The following is a 3,267-nucleotide window of genomic DNA, read 5'->3' on the forward strand; positions in this document are numbered from 1 at the left end:
GGGGTAACCTTCGAAGCCGGCAAAGGAAGCCACTTCAAAGTCTCCGCCCCAAACGGCAACAGGACCACCTTCGCGGATCACGGTAGCAAGGAAATGCCAGAACCGACCCGCAAGGCGATCATTAAACAACTGGGGCTCTGAGAGCCCCTTCACCACATCTGAATGCTGGACCATCACCTCCGAGGAGTGACCATGTACGACTATGCAATCCGCTTTGAAGAAGATGATGGACCAGGTGTTGCCGTCTTCTGCCGAGACCTGCCGCAACTGAACAGCTATGGCGATGACCGAGAGCACGCTATCAGCGAAGCCCTGGACGCGATCGAATCTACTCTTTCACTCTATGTCGACGAGCGTCGCGCCATTCCAGAAGCGACCCCACCGGAGGATGGAGAGCACGTTGTTGCTTTGCCAGCCGTTACCGTTGCGAAGATTGCTCTCTGGAACGAGATGATGAAGCAAGGCATGCGCAAAGCAGATCTGTGCCGTGCACTTGGCGTTCACCAGGCTCAGGGCGACCGCCTTGTAGACTTCCTACATACGTCAAAGATGGAACAGTTGGAAGCCGCACTCGGCGCGCTTAAAACATCAATTCGCGTGAGCCCTTCCGAGCCAGGCTGGATTGATCTTCCGTATGGCGGTGCCCATGGCGGCCTGTACATCGAGCGGTTAGTAGACGCGTTCCAAGAGACTGGAGTGACTGAAATGCCAATCGGAAAAACTCGCGAAGGCTTGGCGAAGGTCAAGCGCTACTCACTGGACTTCATCCTGCGCACGCGATACGCCCGCCAACCAAGCACGATGCAGGCAGTGGATGCGGTCCTTGACCAGATTGTCGCGACCGGTCGCTTCCGTCGATCTTCAATGAAGGATCCGGTAACGGGCAAACCGGTAGAAAGCATCGCATTGATCGAATAGGTGCACGCGTCTTTCCGCGCTGTCCGCCAAAGACCTTCCCAGCGTCGACCCCCCATTGCATCGATCTCGCCAGTTCAGTCTCGTGCCACCCCGAAAGCATCTGAGGTCGGGGTGCGGGGGCTGCCGGTGTTGATTCCGTGCGTCGCACTATCCGGCTATCGACGTCCAGGCTTTCCCGAGCGCTGCCCTGGCTACAGGTGAATTCGAGGCGTAAAAAAGCCCCGCATGATGGCGAGGCTTCCCTCATCCCAAGGGARATAAAGTTTCCCCTTGTTGATGGCATTATCCCAATCGAGGTCCTGAGCTTGGTTCAGAACTCCGCTTTAACTCTTCAGAAATGCGCCACTCCGTCCAGTGTGCATAAGCATTGGCCTCTTCCCCACTGAAGAAGACTCCCATAGGCTCCCCATCAATAGCGACGATCCAAATTTCTAGAATTTGGAGGGTGCGCCATTCCTCAGGAACTTCGAGGCCTACTTTATGCGAGATGGTGACAGACATTAATGACTCCTGATTTTCGGTAGAGTCAAAACGCTATCACGCGATGTCGCATGCGCACAATATAAAACCCGGCACGGTGGCCGGGTTCAGGTATTCGTGTGCGTTTCGCGTTACTTGTGCACTATGGGAAAAGTACGCACAAACTCCCGTCATGTCAATATATTTATGCCGCCTCTTCATCTTTTTCCGARTGAATTACCTGCCATACCGGTTGCTGAGCCTGGATATCAACTTCCGTGATCACTTTCTTCAGGGATTCCCACAGGTCGAGCCAGTCGCGCGTCCAGTTCTTCGGATCAATCGTCACACCGAAGAACTCTTTCATCTCGGACGCTACCCGCGCTGGCCCCCACTCTGCCGCCCCGCTCACCTGGGCCTTGTACGACTGCAGCGCTAGGGTGATCAGGTACTGGGCCTTCACGCGCTTGGCCGATGTCAGGTCGGGCAGCTCCGCTTTCGCTGCCACCAACAGCACTGCGTTCATGACGTGCTGCATGGTCATCGCCGGGTGATAAAGGAAGTGCCCGAACTGCTGCACCTGGAATGGCAACGTATCGATGGCGCGGAGCACTTTCCCGATGGTCGCCAGGTGAGCAGCGCGCGCCGTGGAACGACCCACTGGCGTGCGGCGCGTCTCGCTGATGCTGATCCGCTGGCGTACAACCTGAATGCGCTCTTCCTTGTCCTCGCCCAGGGCCGCAAATACCGCTTCATGGCGGCGCATGCGAGAACCTGATTTCACCGGGGCCGACTCTGCCTTGTCGATTGCTATGGCACTGATCGATGCGTTCGATTCGTGCTGCGACTCTGTCCATACCTGCCTTGCGCTGATCAGTTTCATGCTGCTTCCTTTTTGAGCTCTCTTGTCTTTGCCCGGTATTCGGCCTTGATGGCCTTGAGGTCGTCGATGGTGTACTTGCGGGCCGAATGAGGCCCTTCCAGCCAATCCACCTTGTCGGCGCCGATGCGCTTCACCAGGCGGATGCGGTACTTGACCGCATTACCGGACAGATTGCGATTGCACTTCACGCACTGCCGGTGGATGTTCATAGGTTCGAACCGAAGCTCAGGACAGGCACCGACCGACCGATAGTGACCGGCGTCCCAGCGGCTACCCGTGATCAGGTCGTGATCGCTCGGCATCGAGTCGCAGCTGATGCATGGCAGGTGCGCGTCACGCAGGCGCACGTACTCGTTCACCGCCGCTTGGGCTTCGCGCAGGTGCTCCGCCCTGCTCTTCAGCTTCTCTTTGCGGACTCTGATCTCGCGGCGCTCGCGCTGGTCGATGGCCTTGCGGGCTTTCTCGCTATTGGCGGGAGCGTGAGCCAAGGCGCACTTCTGGCTGCACACCACCTGTGTGGTATTGAACATCGGGGCAAACTTCTCGCCACAGGCTTTGCACGTCTTCTGCTTCACGTCCTTGATCCCAGTCCTCATGCAGCCTCCTTGCTCAGCAGATCAGTGAAAACCACGCCATGGCCAGTGAAGTAGGCTGAGATCCAGTCGGTGTACTGGATGCCTTGAGCGCGATTGAACAGACTGGTCACTGGGAATCCATCAGGGCCGAACAGCTTGCAGCCGCCCATCATCGATAGCTTTATCTCGTACGGCAGATGGCGCATAACCCGGTACCACTCCGCCTGAAACCCGGCATCCTCGTTCAGCAGGATCTGGACGCCGAAGTGCAGCTTGCAGTAACGCCGGGCGTCGGCTGCATCGCCGATCGGGGTCATCTCTGCGATGCGCTTGTACATGGCAAACCACAAGGCGTTCTGATCGAGTGTGCGATCCTTGCCCGGGCGCAAAGACACCACCACAAACTTCTTGTCCCGGAACATGGTGTTCAGC

At 57.3% G+C, this 3,267-nt stretch carries 6 protein-coding genes; 2 read left to right on the top strand and 4 right to left on the bottom strand.

The genetic code is table 11. The features are described 5' to 3' along the window. Together ACXRVY_RS21290 and ACXRVY_RS21295 are read left to right on the top strand one after the other, a co-directional pair. A partial coding sequence (locus ACXRVY_RS21290; RefSeq protein WP_458238173.1) for a type II toxin-antitoxin system HicA family toxin occupies nucleotides 1-141 on the top strand: 141 nt, incomplete at its 5' end. A 51-nt stretch (nucleotides 142-192) separates the two neighbouring features. After that, nucleotides 193-918: a type II toxin-antitoxin system HicB family antitoxin gene (locus tag ACXRVY_RS21295; RefSeq protein WP_457265768.1), complete on the top strand. Its 726-nt coding sequence runs from the start codon at nucleotides 193-195 to the stop codon at nucleotides 916-918. A 282-nt stretch (nucleotides 919-1,200) separates the two neighbouring features. Here the strand turns inward: ACXRVY_RS21295 and ACXRVY_RS21300 are convergent, their stop codons facing one another. The 4 genes from ACXRVY_RS21300 to ACXRVY_RS21315 all read right to left on the bottom strand — a co-directional run bounded on the left by ACXRVY_RS21300 (nucleotide 1,201) and on the right by ACXRVY_RS21315 (nucleotide 3,266). Beyond that, nucleotides 1,201-1,419, bottom strand: a complete 219-nt coding sequence (locus tag ACXRVY_RS21300) for a hypothetical protein (RefSeq protein ID WP_457265769.1) — start codon at nucleotides 1,417-1,419, stop codon at nucleotides 1,201-1,203. Between the two features lie 163 nt (nucleotides 1,420-1,582). Next, nucleotides 1,583-2,260: a hypothetical protein gene (locus tag ACXRVY_RS21305; RefSeq protein WP_457265770.1), complete on the bottom strand. Its 678-nt coding sequence runs from the start codon at nucleotides 2,258-2,260 to the stop codon at nucleotides 1,583-1,585. Then, nucleotides 2,257-2,856 (bottom strand): recombination protein NinG, encoded by a 600-nt coding sequence (locus tag ACXRVY_RS21310; protein ID WP_457265771.1) that lies wholly within the window; start codon nucleotides 2,854-2,856, stop codon nucleotides 2,257-2,259. Before ACXRVY_RS21310 ends, ACXRVY_RS21305 begins: the two co-directional genes overlap by 4 nt. After that, nucleotides 2,853-3,266: a hypothetical protein gene (locus ACXRVY_RS21315; protein ID WP_458238172.1), complete on the bottom strand. Its 414-nt coding sequence runs from the start codon at nucleotides 3,264-3,266 to the stop codon at nucleotides 2,853-2,855. Before ACXRVY_RS21315 ends, ACXRVY_RS21310 begins: the two co-directional genes overlap by 4 nt. Between the last annotated feature and the right edge of the window lies 1 nt (nucleotide 3,267).

The sequence above is a fragment of the Pseudomonas sp. P5_A2_2 genome, from assembly GCF_054177685.1.